We start from the raw sequence: 19,751 nt of genomic DNA, 5'->3' as shown, positions 1-19,751 counted from the left end.
TAATTTCTTTAAGTTCATGTTTTTTTACTTAGGGTTTATGAAATTCTTCATAGGTTGAAAATGCGGGTTGAAGAACCCATTTATTGTCCTTGTCTTTTCGATAGTATTTAGATATGGAAAAGCTGGTATCTAGAATGTTTCCTTTGTGAGTATTTCGATACGTAATTTGCATAAATTCTTCCGCTGATCCACCTTCTTCGGTTCGATAATACACGGCCATTTTTTCAATAAGAAAAGTTGCGGAATCAATCACCATTTCAGAATGATGCAGGATTCCGGAGGTGAACTCGGTAATTTTCCATTTTCCGTTTCCGATACGCTCCACTTTTCCTCCACCCAAAAGTTTATTCAGACTGTCCGCAGTCATGGATTGAAGCATAGGAATCTCTACAGAATTATTTATCGAGGAGTCCAGTATCAAAAATTTCTCCTCATGGTCCACCGTCAAAGACAAGCCATTATTCACAAAAAATTCTGAGGTTCCCATTTTGTAGTAAATATTCGTCCCTTTGATAATGATTTTTCCTGTTTCAGTCTCCCAATCGCTTTTGTTATTCACACTTCCCATGGTAATGGTAAAATCCATAGAAACGCCCTCTGAGGAATGGTAGGTCTTCTGCACACCTATTAGTATATCTTTTAGGCTTGTTTGTGCTTGTGCAAATTTTCCTGACGAAAAAAGCAATATCACTAAAATGAATTTTTTCATAATCTTTAATTATTTGATTTGATATGACTTCTTGTTTCTTGCAATGTGGCAACCCCTTTTTCCGTTTCCTTCTTTACCCTAAGTAGGGCTCCTTCGTTGTCGTATTCGTAGAAGGTGGCGTAGTTGTTTTCATCCAATTCAGCCATTAATCTCAATGAACGGTAATCATAAACATAGGATTTCATATTTGAATTAAATGGGTGCACTCGCAGGTCATCCAACCAACCGTCAACATCACTGGCCCCATAAATGGTTATCGCCAGATTTTTATCTCCGGTCATAACTTCAAACTGTCCTTCAATCCGTTGCCAACCTTCAATTAACTTTCCATTGGTATTAATTGTATAAGTACGAAGCTGATTGTTTTGATCGGTAACAACCACTTCTATATACATTTCGTCATACGAAGTATGATATGCATCTCTTGCTTCTTTTACCCATGCCCCAACTACATATTTACCAGGTTCTGCAGGGGTAAATTCCCCAACATCATCGGTAAGTTTTACAATTTTGGTGTAATTCTCATCCGCACTGCTTGTGTGGACTGTAAAATCAGACAAGGCAACGTTACAAACCATTGACGTGGTTGGGTTTATCTTAATACTATAATTACCTGTATGCTGCTGAGTATTGTCAAAAGACAAATCCATACTATTTAACACAATGGCGTTGATATCAATTTTAGCCGCCGGACACGGGAACTCCACTGCCATCAATTCATTAAACGCATACTCCTCAAACCCATCAAAGAACATTTGACTGAATTGACTGTTGGCCGCCACGGCCGTAGGTAAGGTGTGATTGTATCCATACATCGCACTGGAGTACTGATTTAATGGGTTTTTGTTTTCTAATTCTTGACCAAATGGTGAATATTTCGTTATTTCACTCGACCAAACCCATTTAGGATCATTGTATGTTGGTTCATACTTTTGAGCGGATGAGCTAAATTTCCAGAAAGCATTGAAATCTGTCAACTTTCCATCTGTTCGAGTGTTAACTCCAGATGAATTTTGGTCTCTTTCGCTTACAAATACCCACGATTTGTAAGGTCTCCAATTACCCTTAATACCTCTAAGGAAAGGGTTGGTGGTGGCTTCGGTAAATCCGTTTCCGCAGACTGTTTCGCAATCCAAGAAAGGATCGCAGTCCGAGGTCACGTTAAGCCAAATCGTATCAACATCGCCATACTGGTCTTTTACCACCGTTTGAACCCGCATGGTATGACTGGACGTAACTTCAAAGTTCAAGAATTCAAGTATATTGTTCAAATCATGATTCTCTAAATCAATAGATACTTTGCAACTTGGTTCTAATCCTTCTTCCGTCCAACTGAAAATTACCTCAAAAGAGTTTGATTCTTCATTGTAATCTAGTTTCCAATTAGCTCCAACATTTATTATAGAACTACTTTGTTGTATGTTTGATAAGAGAGAACTATTTAAATCTGATAAATAATCTGTTTCATGATAACAATTTACCGCACAGTTTTGCTTTATTTCTTCAAATGTAATCGGTATGTAAACTTGGTGGTTGTCATCCCACACATAAAATACATCGTCAAGATATGAGGCGGAGGTACTACCAGTCAAATTATTTCCGGATGAGGCTTCATACACATGAATGTAGTTGCCATTCCCATCTTTTTGGAATAACATATCGTATTTTGGAGTATAGGTAACCTGCCACATCATCTGACCAGCTTGATTAACCTTTTCAAACTCTATTGAAGATGTAGGATTTATTCCAACATATTCTACAAGGCATGGCTCGAAATAATACGTACTTATTATTTCAGACTGAGATAGACTTTCGTCAAAGAAAGCAACGTTTTGAGGGTCTGGCCGATGATAGTTGTGCTCACATTTTCGTTCAAATCTCGATGCGTTGCCATCCATTGCTTGAAACAATGCAACAATGTTTGTATAAAAATCAGTTTCTGTATCCTCGCACTTTTCGAACGTAAAGTAATTTAATTGTGTTTTCCATTCGTCCTTAAATTCCATTGCAGACACATTCAGTACATTACTAAAAGCAAGTTTATTGGAAGCAACCGGAAGGGAGGTGGATTCAACTGTCATAACAGCAGCCCCCGGAACATTTTTTCTTCCTGATCGAATTACTTTTAAATCTGCATAGGTATTAAGTTTTATCGGATTACCTTCTCGGTCAATTAAATTTAGAATTCCGTCCGCACCTTTATATAGCCATGCATGATAACGAACCTGAGCATATCCATTTTTGGCATATATCGTTGCTCCGTTAGCATCTTTTTGGAAAGGGTATATCAATACTTCATCCCCTTCAACCAAATAATCAGAAACACTCAGGTTAAAGGGTAGGGTAGGTTTGCCATCTGTAAAAAGCACCTTACGTACATACAATTCATTGTTTTTGTATTTGTGTCCCATCCCATCATAGGCATAATAGGCTGGAATTGCCGAATTGTAAATTTTGTCTTCAAATTCGTTTTGAACACTGGTAACAAGTACCTCACCAGTTAGGGCATCATATATTTCGTTGGTAGTAGAAATTTGCGAGCCCTCTTGGAAGGCAATTACTTCTTTTAAGAGTCCTTTTCTGTTTATTACTTTTGTTGAGACTGCCGTGTAATTTTCGTTCTTCTTTTTTTTGATTCCAGGAAAAATGGTAATAACTGCGGCAATACCGACTAAGAATAAAAATCCATCTGTATTTGTATTAAAACTTCCATCAAGAGATTCACTTCTGTTTTGTCTAAAATCATTATGAAAATCTATATCAACACCAATCATACGCGATTTAATCTCTCCTTTTTGATCGACTGTTTTAACATAGTTTTCCAATTTTTCCTTTGTTCCACTTTTATTTGTATGGTAGATATACTTAACACCTGAAATGGGGTTTGTTCCACCCTCGGCATAAGACCATTGTGCTTTAGGTTTTCCATGCATATCATTCAATTCGATGACATGTCCTTGCGTTCCGGCGAAATATGTCCTCATTTTCCAATTTTGAAGTATCTTCCATTTAGGAGCCTGAACATTGGGTTTTAATTCAGTAGATTCGACAACTATTGGAAAATCTTTCGCTGTATTAAACTCATGCACTGTCCGACCGGTAGCTGTTCTTTCCACACCTGAATGAGACAAGGCTTTTACCTCAACTTTGCTATACCCCACTGAAGGACTTGGGAAATACGATTCGCCAATAGGATTGTCCATCATGTATTCATCGTTTGGGATCCATAAATTGTCAATGGTTAAAACCCTTGGCATAACATAGGGGTTTTCATCACTACCTAACATGGGTTCGTAACTGGCAACTCCGCTGCTTATTTCTGTCGTTCCTCCGTTCTCATCAGAGATTTCAGTGGTATATGAATAGGTTTGACCGTAGGCGAATGACTCCGCATTTGGGTCATCAGTATTCATCAAATCCCAATTGTCAGAAAGAGAAATTTGTTTTACCCGATGTCCACCACCTAACTTTTTACCATTGGGATTATTAAGCCTTATCCATGACTTATCCAATACAACCAACTTTCCAATTTCCTCGGATTCCATGTGTTTATACATCCCTCCTCCAAGAATTCTGAATAAGTCTCCTTGAAATGGTGACATGGAAAATGATTTTTTTGTTCTGTCTCCATCTTTATCAAGTTTTGGTGCTTTTCCTTGATACAAAATGTATGGTGTATTCATTCTAGTAAAATTCCAAATGGATAGGGCGATTGGACTTACATTTTGTTCTTTTTCTTTTCGTCTTTTCGCTACACCATCTTTCATAGGAAAATAACCAATTGTTCCATTTTGAATGACTCCAAATTTGTCCATTCTATCCCAATCAATTTCGGCATATCCTTTAACATACTCGTGTGGAGATGCGGGATCCGGACCATGATTTTTGCTTAAACGTGCATAAACCGTAAACTGAAATATTTCGATGCCCTTAAGGTAATTTTTTATCAATTCATCTTTGGCATTAGCACCGGTTATTGGTTCCTGCAAGTGAAAATACAGAATGTCGTGTTTATCTATTTCTTTGTCGTATTCATTATAAGTGTGTTCTGAACGTGTCCCTATACTTGACCCTCTGCCAAAGCCTGCTATTTTAATCATTTGCATGGCCTTCTTGTCTTGCACATAGGCATAATCATCCGCCTCATATTGAATGTCAATGGTTCCGCCTGAGGGAAGAAAAACCTTAGTTAAACACCATGATTCAGCATAATTATCTGCATCTTCCTTATCCTGTGTGGTAAATGGGTATTCCTCATTGGGCAAATTTGTGTTCAATGGGGAATAATTTCCCCAACGATCAACACCTTTTAACACGTAGCTTGGGTTGTTTGAGCTATAAACAAACGTGTAAGGTGTGGTTCTACCTTTTTCTGAAGAACCATAGGTAAAATAGACTGACTTTAGTGTCAGTTTTCCGCCAGTGCCTTGTGTGACCGAATTATCTATACCTGGGCAAAGACTATAATCATACTCAAAATGAACCGTTTTTATTGGAACTGCGGTACTTGGATTCGATAAATACTCTTGTTTTGAATAAAGAATAATTTTATCCAATTTATATGAGTTCTCTAGGCTTGACATTCCACCATGGATATCTTCAACTCCTTTTCCATCCTGACGCGTGGAAATTTTAAACACAGCAATATGATTTTTACTTTCGATAGAATGCATATACCACATTTCTTTTTCCCCATACAATACAGAACCCTTGTCATCGTCTGGATTGGTTTTAAGTCCGCCGCCGTGCGATGCTTTTAATTCATTGTAGGGTACTCTCCATTTATAATTTTCAGATGTTCGACTATAATTGATTTTTACTGCTGTTCCTATATCATCGTCAGAAATGCCATCTCCCGTTAAATCCACATAGTCGCTTGATAAAATTGCTGTTAAGAGGTAAGAATGAGCATAGGCGGGCGTTTCAATTTTTTCATAATAATTGTCCTGCCCTTTATTATTATTTACTGAGGCATCTGTTGTTGTATAGGATACTTGACCATCAGATTGGGTTACTGTATTTCCAGCAACATTGAATGTCATGGATACATCTTTGTTGTTATAGGCTGGAATGCCATAGATATATCGCATACCATCCGTTCCTGTCACAGACATTTCGCTTAAATGATGCCTTGGACGTGACAATCTTGAAACGTTCTCAACGTCAAACGCTCCATTTATGGGCGTACCATTAATAGGATATATTTCAATATCTCTTTCTAAGGCAGCTGCAACGGCATCGTTTCCAGCTAAATATGACAAATGGGTATTTCGAGGCATCCTGCCGGTTCTTACATGATTGTTATTACCCGTATAGGGGCTTCTGAAATATGCTCCTTCATTGGTTTTATAGAGGTTTCCTAAAACCGTGCCGCCCGTTAAATTTGGTTCTATAAGTGTTGTTCTATTAAAAATATCGAAGTACTGACTGTCGGCAACACTTAACTCTCCCATGGAGGCGAAAAACGAGGGTTCATAGTCAATATCTTGTGCGTTTTCTTTACTACTTATGAAATCGCCCTGATAAATCAATTTGTTATCTTCCTTCCACGCTCCTGAAGTACTTTTATTATAGTGCCACCCCCCATTCACACCAGCCTTGATAAGTGCCCCAAGTCCAAAATCTGCTCCCAATTTTCCTCCGCCGCCACCGGATTGGGTATAATCATCATGAAGTGCAGGGATGTCACTTCTCATAGGTCTATATGCTCCGGCAATACCTTGACCCGAAGCAGAGTAGATATCATAGGTATGATTTGTTACTGGTAGGTTCATACTTCCCTTTGCAAGGATACCCTCTGGCTCCCGATTAAAATCCAGTAAGACATCTAATTTTTCTAAACCACCGTCACTCAAATTATCATCTTTATGTTCTTCATATAGATACCCGTATGCTTTTTTGTTAGTTTCTTTGTTCCTTAACCATTGATTCGAATAATAACCAGAAAAGTCGGTATGAAGAGTTAAACCCCAAAGTTCGGTTCCTGGTTTAAAATTAAAAGAAACTGCTGCATTTCCATAGGAGTTTGAACCAGATGGCATCCAAGTTGACTGGGCAAAGGTCATACCTGCAAGTTGACCACCTCCTCCCATAAATTTAGAGTTAGACTTAGACTTATGCGTTTGTCTTGAGGCATGACTAAAAGAAAGTCCAACCTCTTGAAGGCCAGCCCGACTATTAAAAGTACTTCCAATTTCAAACGTACTTCCGTGTTGCTGTTTATCTTTCTCGTATTTCTGTGTAAATGAAACGGAAGGAGAGATATCGATTCCCGAGTGAGAATTTGCGGAATAATCAAATCCAAAAGAAGTAGTTGAGTTTTTTTTCTGAATGTTGAAAGCTGGAGATACACTAACTTCGGTTCCCCAACCTTTATAGCTATTATAAAACAAACCCATACCGAACCGAATATTAAATTTGCTATTCTCTGCATTCCAACCAAAAATTTCAGGGCTCGTTCCTGCATTAAAACCTAAAGTCCAATTATCTTTAATATTGAGCTCCCTATTAATGGATTCACCCATAAAATCATCCGGCACACCCCGCTTCATTCGGTTAATAGCACCAGCATTGATGTTCCAACCAAGCCCGACCCAACTGGCTTCTTGATCCATTCCAATACCCGCATGATAGCTGAGATTTACAGGATATCCTCCAACATCCAACAAGGGGATGTTGTAGTTAAAATCTCCACTAAACAAATCCACCATTTGAGTGGTTCCCGCCGGCTCAAAACTCTGAACTTCGGGTTGAGAGGGTCCTCCGGTTAAGGCCCAGGTTGTGGTGGGCAATAAAATCTCACTTAGCATTACTGCTAAACAGACATAGGCGTAGATTTTTATTCTTTTTGTCATAGCTTATTAAATACTTTCTGCTTTAATTTTATATGAATTTCGATCAAACACGCTTTTCGGCAAGGGAATTGAAGCAAATTCTCCTTGGTTGAAAAAAGCACGATTATTAATTATGATTACACTCTTTTTTGATGGTTTGAATGTTGGTTTAAAATAGCACTGAATATTTATTTCAGGCTCTAAGCCGAAGGTTCGTTCAAAATGATTCCCATTACAACAGGCAGTATCCTTTCCATCCACAAGATATACGTCACTTACAAAACCTGAACTAAAATACTCCAATCGTTTGAAATACTCCGTCTGATCTTGGAGGTTATATTTCAATATTTCCACATTTGGTTCGCTGGTTCCAATTTTAATGTTAAAGTACAGACCGTCATCGTATAGATTTTTAAAAGAATCAAGCCGATGCTTGTCAAATGATTTTCCTCTTAAGTTTAGTAAGGCCATGAATTCTTTTGGTCGATGCTGTACATAATGAACAATTTTTCCGTTCTCTGTTTTTTGACAGAACGAGCTATTTCTATTTTGAACCTCATTGTAGAATTCTTTAGCTGAATACTTCTTCCCACATGAAGCCAATAATAAGAAGGGAATAACCCAGACAATTGGTCGCATGAATATCATCTTCGCTCAATTGAGGTATACGTAAATTTCATCCTAAACTGTTTCCCTTTAGGGTTTTCAATTATTAAGTAATACAGTTTTTCGTATTCCAGATTTGCTTCATCAATCGGAAAATCTAAGTGATTGTCGCCTTGCACAATTTGGAACTCTAAACCTTTTGGGGTTATATCCGAGCCATTTTCGTCTTGAATAGTATAATTGAGTGTATGCTTACCATACTGATTTTGATACAACACTTTTAGGACATCCATACATATATGTGTGCTTAGCTGTGTTTGGTTGATATTCACATAAGGAAGTACAGGCTCTTTCTCCACCTCAAACTCCCACACTTCGCTGGTGGCTATTTGTTGCTCGCCAAGCTGAGCAGAGACCTGCCAGGCATAGTGTTCGCCTTCTTCTAAATCGGAAAGCTGATTGGGAAACATCAACGTAATATTTTTGATACCACTTTGGGTATACAATGACCTGTTGCGGCGAATGGCATCTTCTGCGGTTTGGTCGTTGAGCATTTTTACCAGTGTGTAAGTATAGGTTAAGTTTGGATTGTTGCCGATGGGCATGGGAGGAATCCATGTAAAGTTGGGTCGTTTTTCTTTGATGGTTGCTTCGTCTTCAGGAAAACTTAATAACAAAGGCGTTATGGGTTCGGCATGAGCCTCTGAACAAGCCGAATAATCCAACTCCGGATTAAACACCTCCTTGCAGGTATTCAAAGCATCCACACACCTTATATATATACAATAACTGTAATCGCCTGACGGAAGAAACTTCGTGCTGTTTTCTACCTCGGCAATGGTTTTGTTTGTCCATCGAGTTTGAGCAATATTAAAATTAGTTGGGGTAAAAGCATTGTTTCCCGTTTGTAAGGTATAGGTTGAACTCACATATTCTACCACCGGTTTGCCTTGTGCATCTTGGAGTACGGCACTAAACTGAACTTTTACGGGGAGGTCTTTTGTATAAACGACATCAAAGTTGAGCATGTCTTTGCTGGAAAACTGAAATCCGGCAATGGGGTGCGGATTAATAACGACTTCTGCTTTTGTTGTTTGAGACAAAAACAGAAAGGTGGCAAAAAAGAATAACGAAACTCTTTTACCCATTTTTTTGGATGTTCTCATTGCGGTAAAAATTTTATTGAACGCAGTTTGGCTCAATGTCAACTTGGTGGTTCTCATAACTTAATCAATTTAGGTCTAAAAGTGGTGTTAGTTTAAACGCTACTTTATGGACTATGGTAAACGCAAATACGAACAAAAAAAAATATCTACCAAATTATTTTTCTATTTTTTAGAAAAATTTTTCTTTTTTTGGGATATACATATATATGGTGTATATTTCGCCTTCCAATTTTTCATCATGTTATGAATCGAACATTAAAAAAACAGAAAAAACATTTCAAATTACTTGATGGTAATAGCCGCAGATTGTTTTGGGTATTGTGCTTTGCTTTTAGTGCAAATCTATTGTACGCCCAGCAAACAGAAACTTTGGACTCTATAAAGGGGAAAAAGGAAGAACTCAAATCTATGATTCCTTCGCAGCCTTTACTCAACAAAGACAGTTTGCTAAAATTTCAAAAACCCTCATTATGTGCCGACACTTTATCCAAACTGCGAAAGCAACTTACCGAACAATATTTAAAAGATTTAAAACCAACTATGCCGTGGAAACTTGCTTCGGATTCTGCTTCAGATTCTGCTTCAGATTCCTCCCATAGTTTTTTAAGAACCTCCTTAAAATATGTTACACTTTCGGGTGAAATTGTTTCTGAATCCTTCACCACCAATTACCAGGATCCTTTTACCGTAAGTGAAAAAAGTTACAGCCGATTGTATGGCAGCCCCATGGTGCAGGTAAAAAGCCTGCCTTTTAACATCGACTTTTTTGTAACCACCGAACCCAACACCATATATAATAGTAACAGTTTTAATATTCGGTTTAACACCCAACAGTTTAAAACCAACATCAAACAAGAAGCCTATCAAAAAATCAATCAGCTGCAAGCCAAAAAAAATGAGCTGAGCAAGCAAACCTTTAATACTGAAAAGGAAAAAGCTAAAATCGACTATCAACTTAAGAAGCAGGAACAAAAATTAGAAGGACTAAAAAAGCAATTTCCCAAAGACCAACAAGCACAGTTGCCCGACTATAAAAACAAAACAGATGAATATAAGCATCAGGTGGAAGGAAACGTTAGAGACTCCTTAGATTTTTTCAAACAAAAAGCCACACGTAAAAAAGATTCCATCGAAGGGCTAAAGAACAATTGGTCATCGGTTGATTCGGCAAGGTATGCCGATTATGAAAAAGCCATGAAGCAATATCATGAGCTCAAACAGAAATATGAATTCTTGGATTCGGTCTATACGATGGTGCGTTCGTTTGATTCGTTGTATGGAAACAAATTGGACGAAATGAAAAAACTCTATGGCAATCCGGATTTTTTTAAGGAAAAAGCTACATCCAAACTAAAGAGCAACAAGCTGGCTTCCATTGCCTCCTCGGCAGAATATTTTGAGATTGGCATTAACTATCCATACTTTTCTGAACTTTCACTCAACGGAATGCCCACAAAAGGGCTAAACACCAGTTTTAAGTTTGGTAACAACCAGCTGAAACTGGTTGGAGGAAAGACCTTTGTCAACCAGTTCAACACTTTTGGATTAAACCAGCCCAATCCGGAGTTTAATCGAAATGTAAATGGTATCTTGTTTGGGCATCAATACGACAAATTAAAAGTGGAAGTCTCGCACACTGCCTTGTGGGATGAAAAAAAATTGGAAGAGCCCAAACGAAATTTTATTCAAACCGTATCACTTGAGCGAAAGTTTGGCAATAAATTGAACATTGAACTTCGAACGGCACATTCCATTTATTCGGATAATGTATATGTATCGAAAGCCATTGAAGGGCAACCCAAACAACCGATAATTCAAACTCGATTAAATCAGGCTGCCGGACAGTTGAATGCACATTATGCCTTTAATGGACAATCCAAATTGAAAGTAGAAACCAAACGTATTTATCCGGGCTTTATCAATTTATCAAACCCTTATATGCGAAATGGCTACGATGAGTTGAAGGCTCAGTTTGATAAAAAGCTATTCAAACGAAAAATCAGCACTTCGGTTTTCTACAAACATTTCAACGACAACATTACCCATATTCAATCCTCTACCAACAGCATGCAGGGTTATGGCGTTTCGGTGCGGTCGAACTTTAAAAAAATACCGAACTTTTTTGTTCAGCATGCTCCGTATGAGCAGGGCAACAATCACCCCGATTCCATTTTTCGAACCAACAATCAGTTGAGTGTCACTACTGCTGGAATCATGTATTTCAAAAAAATGAAGTCCAAACAATTGTCGATAGTCACCAACTACACCCGAAGTCACATCGATTTTAACAAAGGGGAAGCACCCATTGAAAATACGTTTTACAATGCGTTTGTTTTGATGAAAGGTCAAAAATTGAATCTTTCTGTTAACGTTTACCGAAATCAATCGCTTCCCAAAGTAGATAGTTTAAATTATTCGGGATGTCGCTTAGAAGTGAGTCAAGATGCCAAAAAGAAGGTATATCTTTCATCTTCGTTGTTTTTGGACAAATACGATTCGGAGGCCTACCGTTACAATTGGGTTAACTCCGTAAACACTACCTTTTTAAAGAAGATTCAGATGCAGGCTAGTATTGGAATCGGTAGAATTGAAGGGCTATATGGCATCGACAAAAAGGATGTGTTTAGTGGGCAAATCATTATGCGGTATCGGTTGTAGGAAACAAGAAATTTTTAAAAAGATATATAGCGAAGTTTAAGAAAGAATTTATTTTTGAAAAAATGTTAGATATGAAAAAAACACTAATTTTAGTTGCAAGTTTTGCCTTGCTGATATTGGCAGGGTGCAAAGATGATCCGGTAACTACCGATGACACAACTCCTGTGTTAAATAAGGAATTGTTGCTTAATAAATATTGGATTAATCAATCGCAAACTGTAGATCATTACTTCAATTCGAATGGTACTTATGGGTTGAACAACGGGTTCGGAACATGGGAATGGATAAATAATTCTGATACCATGAAGATTCACTTTAGTGGAACAGGGTCTGATCAAATTTGGGTTTTTAATACCGGCAATTCCGCTGATAGAATGGAATGTAAATTGAGCGGAACTACAGGTTGGGGGGAATACCGAACAAGCTGGTAGGTCGGGCACTTTCTCAAAAATACAAATATCAATTCAGGGGTTCGGGGAAGCTCCCCGACAAGATCGCAAGTTCATTAGCGTCTACGGATGGACTTGCTATCTTGCCTTTGGCGAAAATTTTGAGTCAAAGCAGATAGGGAAGGGAACCGATGCAATTTTGCACGAGGATTTTTGATAGGAGAGAGGCAAGATAATTTTGTTAAACCAACTATAAAAATTTAAAAATCCGAGAGCAAAATTTACGCATCAAATCTCATCCAAAACTCGATGTTTTGGATGAGATTTATTTGCAATTTAATTACAAAATAAATACAACAAATTAACTACACCCCAAAGTTAGGACAAAATCAAAGGTACTTATAATTAACTTTTTCTGATTTATTTGGGTTAAAATATTTCTGTAATGGGGTTAAATTCCCTATAGAGCTATGCCTTCTTTTTGTGTTGTAAAATTGGATGTATTGGTTGATTTGTTGGTATAATTCCAAGCCCCCGTTGGGAGGGTTTAGATAGATTTTTTCTTGCTTTAATGAACGCCAAAAACGTTCGATGTAAATGTTGTCTGTAGCCCTTCCTTTGCCGTCCATAGAGATTTGTATGTTGTTTTGTTTTAGAATGTTTAGATAAATTTCGCTGGTGTATTGCGAGCCTTGATCGGAGTTGTGAATGTGAGGTTTTCCGTGTAGTTTTATGGTATCTGTGAGCAAGTCTGCACACCACTGTGCGGTCATCGTGTTAGACAGACTCCAGCCCACTATTTTTCTGCTATACACATCAATGATAGCTGCCATAAACATATGGCCTCTAAACATTGGAATATACGTTATATCTGTTTGCCAAACGTGGTTTGGGTGTTCTACTTTGAGTCCACCAAGCAGATAGGGATAATGACAGTTTGCCTTGTCTCTAAGGGTGGTTTTGGGCTTGGCATAAATGGTTTTTAGACGCATTTGACGATATAGTCTGCGAACACGTTTTTCGTTGATTTGATAACCCAAGTCTTCTTTGAGATAGGTCGTCATTCGAGCCACACCATAGTATGGATGTGCCATAAAACATTGGTCTATGGTTCGCATCAACTGCTCGTTTAATGCACTGGTTATCTTGGGCTTGTAATAAACACCAGATCTATTGATGCCCATTAATTTGCAACGCTCCATTAAGGGTAGTCTTGAACGCGTTTGTACAGCTCGCTGCCGTTTTTCTGTCAAACTCATTTGCCCAAGACTTTCTTTAAAAAATCAATCTGCATTTGCATATGACCGATTTTGTTGTACAATTTCTCGGTGTCTTCAGACCCTTTTTCTTTGGTCGACTTTGACTCAAATACTTCCGAGGCATTCTCCAAAAACTCCTTTTTCCAAGATACAATCTGGGTGCTATGCAGCTCATACTTACTGGCCAGTTCTTGCAATGTCTGACGTTCTTGAAGGGCTTCAATGACCACTTTGGCCTTAAATCCCGAACTAAATTTTCTACGCTTTTTGCTCATTTTCCAATTCAAATTTATTAATCTTTTGAATTGTCCTTTTTTTGGGGAGTACTATAGTTCAACCGCCTCGTTTTCATATGAGAGCCTATGTGTTATGCAGAGAACTGACGTATCATCGTCAATTTCTTCCAGTAGATTAATTTCCTTATTAGAATGATTGTTACACTCGAAAAATAGAGTACTAAGAATAAAGAGTGTTGCGAATTTATATTTCATTTTAGTAAACTACTATCATAAGTTAAATCTTGAGTTTTAACGAAAATCGGAGATAATCAATATAATTTCCCGATAATCCATGATTTTCTTAGGTATAGCCTTGCAGTTTTTGATTCCTAAACCCCAGCTGGTGCAAACATTCTCCACTGTTGTAAACGTTCAGCTCGTGTCCAATTATATTACACCTCTATTTTTATACATCAGAGTCACTCAATTGAGTGACTCTGATGACAAATTTAAACAAACTCTGCAAACTTAGTCGGACAGGTTGTTTGTATGTAATGCCTGCCTTTATAAAGTCAAGATAGCTATCGGGATGCTTTCATTTCTTGTTTTTATGTTTTGTATTCTAATCCTGTACCTCATGTTAATTGCCGGGTGCACTCCATATTGATTTTCAATCAATTAACCTCGAAAAGGAAGTCCATCAACATGTTTGAAACATTACCACATTACCCAACAAAGCCCGTCAACAAATCTGAAACACTACCCACCAAAGTCGTAGGAAACTGTTACCTCAGAACAGTTATTAAAGAAATTAATATACACCAAATACTCCTGTATGTACAATTCGGCGTCAACCAAAAAAGCAATGTTGTAAGTGCCTTGATCGACTATATACTCTTCAAAAGATCTTAGAATGCTTTGATTATTTATACTTTCACCAGATAACCTAATGTTGGTGAAATTACCAGAAGTGTCTATGTATAGTTTAAATACAGCATATTTTCCCTTAAATTGTGAGCAATTAAAGCCAGACTTATCTATTATTAAATTTATGTCTTCTTCTGTCTTCTTCTTACCCTTAGTGAAGAGAAAATCACCCTCTTGCTTAACTTTTGGTTTTACTTTAATAATCTCATTATTAGATGTTTCATCTTTCATCTTTTGATTGTTTGAGGCACATGACAAAGTCAAGCAAAAAATAAATAAATAAATAATCGTTTTCATACTAATTATTTTACAACGGTTTTCTTTTTAGTGGGCACCTTAAGAAGTAGCCCCTTGTATCCTTATATCGAACATTTGAATTAGCTAATGTACTGTTTTTCAATATTTTGTATTTTTATGCCCTTGAATTTTGTGTTCGTTATCCCGATAGCTATCGGGATGCCGTAATTTCTTGTTTTTATGTTTTGTTCGCCGCGTCGAATCACCTCGTACTCCTGTGTTAATTGCCCACTATTTATTCGAAAGTAATAAACTTCGGAAACTTCTCCCATGGAGGAAATGTTTTAATCTCGAAAAAATCATGTTCAAAGGCACTTCTTATGTACAAAATGTCGAAAGAAGTACTTTTTGATATCTCTTTCAGCTTGCCATATGATTCCATGTGTAAAAGCTCGCCATGATTCATAATATTGTTACAGTATAGTTTCATCGTTTCCGTGTCCGATTTAAGACATGAATAAGTTGGAATACGCAATTCTACATAGTTAGACATCCTATTCTTTGAAGATACAACCGTAATCAAATTCAAAGAGTCTCCATTAACAATTAAAATATCATTTTGAAAAGGTGAGTTGTAAAAAGTACTATTTGGCACATCTGCAATGCAATCTGGAATGCAAATACTATCCCAAGAGACAATTAGTGAAAAATAAATAGAGTCATTAAATTTTGCCCCATTCAAATCACTCGAAAAATTTATGCGTTCCACCATTGCAATAGAGTTCCAGTATAAATTAGATTCCTTACATTCCCTATAAGTATTACTATGACAACTAGCAAAAAATAAGAAAAAAAATATGCCCGACAAAAAAATTGTGTTGCTTTTATTTTTCCATTGTCCGCTATTTTGTTTCATAAAGCAAGCCTTTAGTTCTTTGTTCTTGTTTTAGCCTAATTGCAGGATCGTTTATGTTCAAAGTACAACTTTTTATTTTTTCATTATAATCCTTCCTAAAATTTTCTGAAACTATAGACCATGAATCGCCATTCGTAATTGAATAATAAAACGCATTCAAATGATTAACCATTCCTCCGTCACCATGTTCGACATCAGAATCTTTTCCACTTGGTTCAGATTCGCAATGGTTTTCCCCATGATATCTTTCATGATTCAATACTACCTCAATGTCATGAATGTTCAAAATCAATTTTTATCTCCATCAACGTCTCCTGCTAAGGGACGTTGATGACCGAAAATTTCGTTCCTCTCAATGTAACGTCAGAGTCACTCAATTGAGTAACTCTGAGGACAAATTTAAACAAACTCTGCAAACTTAGTCGGGCAGATTGTTTGTATGCCAGCACTGTGTTTATAAAGTCCCGATGCCATCGTGACCTTATCTTTTTTTTTGTTTTTGTTATCAGCGACGAGCCACACCAAATTCTAAAGAATTGCATTCTCTTTTTACCTCATCATCCTGCAGCATTCCATTATTCCCTTTGTATTAGATTTCATCATAAGTATTTATCTACCGACTTCTTAAAAAGATGTGAAAGTGTTTTTGTTTTTGGGTGGGGTAACGGGGAAGCTGAATGCTAAAAGGAACCATTGAACCACACAGATTTTTAGAGTGAATAAGAAACCCGAAAAAAACTTTTTAAATGGCTTTGTAACCTTTCGAACCTACCTTCGTATCTGTAGCATGAAGCATTTTACTAAGTTTATTTTCATCGTTTTATTTTTACAAGGTTTAACTTCTCAAAGTTATGCCCAGCTTTCACCAAAATTAAATACTTTGTTACAGGATAAATTAGAGAGTATGCAAAAATCTTATGGTTTTAAAGGATTATCAGTTGCCGTTACCATTGACAATGCAAACCCGTGGGTTTCTGCCGTTGGTATTTCCTCTGAAAATGAGCCGCTAAATCCAAATATGTTAATCGGTGTGGGTAGCAACACCAAGACATTTGTGAGTGCCACAATTCTTAAAATGGTAGAGCGTGACGAGCTTAGTCTTGATGATACCATCGGAAAATGGATTTCAACGTATGCCAATATCCCTACATCCATTAAAATCAGGCAATTACTGAATCATACAAGTGGGCTGAATTATTATTTGACTTCTACATTTTGGGAAGATGCAAGTGAGGATTTAACAAAAATTTGGACTATTGATGAAATTTTGACAAATTATGTTGGAGAACCAGTTTTTGCAGCAGGCTCGAAGTTTGATTATTGCAATACAAATTATCTTGTGCTTGGCTTGCTCATTGAAAAACTATCGGGCGAACCCTGTTATAAAATAATCAGAAAAGAAATTATCGATCCATTGCAACTCAAATCTACATTTTACCCGCCTTATGAAACTGTAGATAAACCGTATGCCCACTTTTGGTCTGACCTTTCTGGAAATGGATATCTGGACGACATCGGAAATTACAGCGACAATGATATTTTACCGAATGCAATAAACAGTATTCCCAACTCGGCTGGAGCCATTGTTTCAACAGCATCAGACAATATTAAGTTTTGGAGAAGTCTTTTTGAGGGCAGAATTATTTCAAACCAAACATTAAATAATGAAATGCTTAACTTTATACCAATTTCTTCAGGTCGTTCGGTGGGGTATGGATTGGGTATATTTAAGGATAATTACCTCGGAAACACGGTATTTTCTCATGGAGGCACGTGGCTTGGGCAAATTAATTCTAATTTGGTTGATACCAGCAGAAAGGTGTATATTACCGTTTTATCAAATCAAGATAGTTTGAAAAATAATTACACCGAGTTGGTAGTTCTTCAATTGTATAAAATCTTGCTTGATAATTGGCAATATGCCGAAATTCCTGCAATAGACTACAGCCAACGTACGGACGTTTACCCCAATCCATCTTCGGGATACTTTACTGTGGATTTGCCAGAAGGGGTTTTTAAGTCTCCAAACATTCAGGTATATGATATGTTGGGAAATGAAGTGATGAATAGCTCCTTTGATGAAATGATGGATGCTCAGATATCAATAAATCTTTCCGGTCAAAACGAGGGTATTTATTTGTTAAAAATAAGCAGCCCCCAAACCGATTCTCTCGTCTTTAAGAAAGTAGTGTTAACACACTAATTTTAATTGACTTAACATTTTGGATTACGACACCTGCTTCTTTTAAGCGGAGCGGGTAAATAAAATTAAAAATACATTTTGTTTTACTCCTCATTGGAATGCATTGAAAATTTTATTCATGGATAAAGTTATTTTCAGTATTCCAGAAAATTTGCAGTCAACTTTTCTCACAAACAAATTAAAAACGTAAATCTTTAAAATTTGTGTTCCTTTGCCGCTGGTATGAGAATAGCGTTTTATGGTGCGGCACAACAGGTAACGGGCAGTATGTATTTGCTGACATTAACAGATGGCTATAACATATTGATAGACTGTGGATTAAACTATGAAAAAGATGTAGCACGAGAAGAAAATGCCAAATTTCCGTTCGACCCACAAGATATTGATTTAGTGGTTTTAACCCATGCTCATATAGACCACTCTGGCAATTTGCCAACGCTATTTGCCCGAGGCTATGAGGGCAAAATTTTGTGTACGGAACCCACATGGAGATTGTCGGATATTTTGTTGATGGATTCGGCAAATATTGAGGCCAAAAGAACTTCCGGAAAAAAGAATAAAAAAACCGGAGCCAAACGCCTTTTTGGCCACAAACAGGTAATGGATGTGGTGCAAAGTATGGTTACCTTAAAGTTTAATAAGCCCTTCTCTATCAGAGAAAATATGAGGGTTGAGTTGGTGCCTGCTGGTCATATTTTAGGAGCTTCCAGCATTGTTTTTAGCATAGTAGAAAAGGGGGAAGAAATTAGAGTTGGATTTACTGGTGATCTTGGAAAGAACGATGCTAAAATTATTATGAAACCACAACCCATGATAAACCTAAATTACCTAATTATGGAAGGAACTTATGGTTCTCGGCTGCACAGAGACCCACGTTCGCCGGAAGATTGTTTGATTCATTACATAAAAAAAACATGTATTGAACAGCCGGGCAGACTAATTATTCCAGCGTTTAGCGTTGGTAGAACACAGGCCATCTTGTTTACCCTCAATCGTATTTTTAGAGAGGCAAAACTACCCGCAATTCAGGTATTTACGGATAGTCCTTTGGGTATTTCAAGTGGAAATATTCACGAGGATTTTGCGGAGTATTTTAATGAAGAAGCCAAAGATTTTGCCCAAAAATATGGTGATTTATTTCGTTTTAAAGACCTATTGATTGTAGAGGACAAGGAAGATGAAGAAATAATGAATCGACACTACAAGCCCAGCATCATTGTTTCATCATCGGGTATGTTAGATGGAGGCCGCATTCAAAAGCATATTGCCGATAATCTTCAAAACCCTATGTGTACAATTTTAATAGCCGGATATTGTACTGAGGGAACTTTGGGAGCCGAGCTTTTGGCGGGCAAAAAAACGGTAAAAGCCAACAACAAAATACGGGATGTATATGCCAAAATCGAATCGACGGATGTTTTTTCTGCACATCCCGATCAAATTGGTTTAACCCAATATTTTCAGAATGTTTTATCCGGTTCTCAAAATCTAAAAAAAGTTTTTTTAGCCCATGGAGATAAAGACTCTTTAGCCACATTTAAAACCGTTTTACAACCTCATTTTACACAAATAGAAATACCGGCCAGAGGCGAGGAACATACTTTTGTCTAATATAATTCACTTTCTTGTC

General features: G+C 37.2%; 13 protein-coding genes. 4 read left to right on the top strand and 9 right to left on the bottom strand.

The window, feature by feature from the left end; all coding sequences use genetic code 11:
- Positions 1-28: 28 nt before the first annotated feature.
- Genes H6607_09510 through H6607_09495 form a run of 4 tightly spaced genes read right to left on the bottom strand, consistent with a single transcriptional unit; the run spans position 29 to position 9,314 of the window.
- A complete protein-coding gene (locus tag H6607_09510) occupies positions 29-709 on the bottom strand; it encodes a hypothetical protein (protein MCB9262598.1) in 681 nt (226 codons plus the stop codon).
- Between the two features lie 5 nt (positions 710-714).
- Positions 715-7,518, bottom strand: coding sequence for a hypothetical protein (locus H6607_09505; GenBank protein ID MCB9262597.1), 6,804 nt, complete (start codon positions 7,516-7,518; stop codon positions 715-717).
- Positions 7,519-7,569: 51 nt separating this feature from the next.
- A complete protein-coding gene (locus H6607_09500; GenBank protein ID MCB9262596.1) occupies positions 7,570-8,181 on the bottom strand; it encodes a hypothetical protein in 612 nt (203 codons plus the stop codon).
- A 5-nt stretch (positions 8,182-8,186) separates the two neighbouring features.
- Positions 8,187-9,314, bottom strand: a complete 1,128-nt coding sequence (locus tag H6607_09495; protein ID MCB9262595.1) for a DUF928 domain-containing protein — start codon at positions 9,312-9,314, stop codon at positions 8,187-8,189.
- A gap of 243 nt (positions 9,315-9,557) precedes the next feature.
- Here H6607_09495 and H6607_09490 point away from each other — a divergent pair, with 243 nt between their 5' ends.
- Together H6607_09490 and H6607_09485 are read left to right on the top strand one after the other, a co-directional pair.
- Positions 9,558-11,972: a hypothetical protein gene (locus H6607_09490; GenBank protein ID MCB9262594.1), complete on the top strand. Its 2,415-nt coding sequence runs from the start codon at positions 9,558-9,560 to the stop codon at positions 11,970-11,972.
- Positions 11,973-12,043: 71 nt separating this feature from the next.
- Complete coding sequence (locus H6607_09485; protein MCB9262593.1) at positions 12,044-12,403, top strand: hypothetical protein; 360 nt, start codon at positions 12,044-12,046, stop codon at positions 12,401-12,403.
- Positions 12,404-12,750: 347 nt separating this feature from the next.
- Here H6607_09485 and H6607_09480 read toward each other — a convergent pair whose 3' ends face one another.
- The 5 genes from H6607_09480 to H6607_09460 all read right to left on the bottom strand — a co-directional run bounded on the left by H6607_09480 (position 12,751) and on the right by H6607_09460 (position 16,204).
- Positions 12,751-13,620: an IS3 family transposase gene (locus tag H6607_09480; protein MCB9262592.1), complete on the bottom strand. Its 870-nt coding sequence runs from the start codon at positions 13,618-13,620 to the stop codon at positions 12,751-12,753.
- Positions 13,617-13,895: a transposase gene (locus H6607_09475; protein ID MCB9262591.1), complete on the bottom strand. Its 279-nt coding sequence runs from the start codon at positions 13,893-13,895 to the stop codon at positions 13,617-13,619. Before H6607_09475 ends, H6607_09480 begins: the two co-directional genes overlap by 4 nt.
- 702 nt (positions 13,896-14,597) lie before the next feature.
- Entirely contained in the window at positions 14,598-15,062 is a 465-nt protein-coding gene (locus H6607_09470; GenBank protein ID MCB9262590.1) for a hypothetical protein, read from the bottom strand.
- A gap of 235 nt (positions 15,063-15,297) precedes the next feature.
- The gene (locus H6607_09465) at positions 15,298-15,774 is read right to left on the bottom strand and encodes a hypothetical protein (GenBank protein ID MCB9262589.1); all 477 of its coding nucleotides are present in this window, start codon (positions 15,772-15,774) and stop codon (positions 15,298-15,300) included.
- Positions 15,775-15,904: 130 nt separating this feature from the next.
- On the bottom strand, positions 15,905-16,204 hold the full coding sequence (locus tag H6607_09460) for a hypothetical protein (GenBank protein ID MCB9262588.1): 300 nt from the start codon (positions 16,202-16,204) through the stop codon (positions 15,905-15,907).
- Positions 16,205-16,705: 501 nt separating this feature from the next.
- On the opposite strand from H6607_09460, the gene H6607_09455 reads away from it, so the two are divergent.
- Together H6607_09455 and H6607_09450 are read left to right on the top strand one after the other, a co-directional pair.
- Positions 16,706-18,121 carry a serine hydrolase gene (locus H6607_09455; protein ID MCB9262587.1) on the top strand — a complete coding sequence of 472 codons (1,416 nt, stop codon included), beginning with the start codon at positions 16,706-16,708 and terminating at the stop codon, positions 18,119-18,121.
- Between the two features lie 222 nt (positions 18,122-18,343).
- Positions 18,344-19,732 carry an MBL fold metallo-hydrolase gene (locus tag H6607_09450; protein MCB9262586.1) on the top strand — a complete coding sequence of 463 codons (1,389 nt, stop codon included), beginning with the start codon at positions 18,344-18,346 and terminating at the stop codon, positions 19,730-19,732.
- Positions 19,733-19,751: the final 19 nt, after the last annotated feature.

The sequence above is a fragment of the Flavobacteriales bacterium genome (genome assembly GCA_020635395.1).
GTDB lineage: Bacteria > Bacteroidota > Bacteroidia > NS11-12g > UBA9320 > UBA987.
Note: the sequence above shows the minus strand (reverse complement) of the source record. Positions and strands in the feature narration are given on the sequence as shown.